1 protein-coding gene is annotated in these 720 nt (G+C 49.9%); it reads right to left on the bottom strand.

What is annotated here, in order from left to right; genetic code table 11:
* Positions 1-51: 51 nt before the first annotated feature.
* Positions 52-540 carry a BT0820 family HAD-type phosphatase gene (locus QVO39_RS00080; protein ID WP_021902491.1) on the bottom strand — a complete coding sequence of 163 codons (489 nt, stop codon included), beginning with the start codon at positions 538-540 and terminating at the stop codon, positions 52-54.
* Positions 541-720 lie beyond the last annotated feature (180 nt).

The following is a 720-nucleotide window of genomic DNA, read 5'->3' as shown; positions in this document are numbered from 1 at the left end:
AACCTCTTACTTCTCAGCTAGATAGTCCGAAACCAAAAAATCATGATGGGATTACTTGAAGAGCTTGGAGAAGAGACCGCCACGCTTAGGTCGAGAGCCGTGTTGGTAGCGCTCCATCATCTCACGGTGGGTATCGTCGATCTGAGGGGTGAATTGTGGGGTCATAGGGGTTTTGAAAGGAGTTTGCTCACGAATCATCTGGAGCATACTTGGCCAGTCGGGCAGCCCTCCGATGGAGCGGTCGTCGATAAATATATCGGCCTTCAGTTTGCGTGAGAAGTGGCGATCCTCGAGTGTCTCCTCGGGGAAGTTGCTATTGACCGAATAAAAGACCAACCCTCGCTCTTCGCACCATGCCAGCGCCTCCTCTAGGAGTTCTCGCTCACGGACAGTCCATAGGATCAGCCGATGCCCCTCTCTCAAGAGCTCTTTGAGTGCCTCTACAGCACCGGGTATCTCAGTGCCGATCTTTGGGTATTCATGCGTCACAATGGTGCCGTCAAAGTCTACGGCGATGGTATATCTGCGGTTGGTATTCATATCTCTATTATTGCCTCTAACGCCGACAAAGATACCCAATTCTCCCGAGAGTATTTATTGTAGTGGCCACACCAATGAAGGGTTACGCATTAGAGGTATCTACTCATGTTATAGTATTGATATGATTAGCTTGTACAGGACAGACGGGTAAGGACCTCGGAGAGGTCCGATTTGTTGTAG

Origin of the sequence: Porphyromonas sp. CAG:1061, assembly GCF_000435035.1 — a bacterium.
Taxonomy (GTDB): Bacteria; Bacteroidota; Bacteroidia; order Bacteroidales; family Porphyromonadaceae; genus Porphyromonas_A; species Porphyromonas_A somerae.
This window is presented reverse-complemented; position numbering and strand designations above follow the sequence as displayed.

Excerpts from the sequence above, each read along its gene's own strand:
- QVO39_RS00080 (WP_021902491.1), bottom strand. The coding sequence starts at position 540 with ATGAATACCAACCGCAGATATACCATCGCCGTAGACTTTGACGGCACC.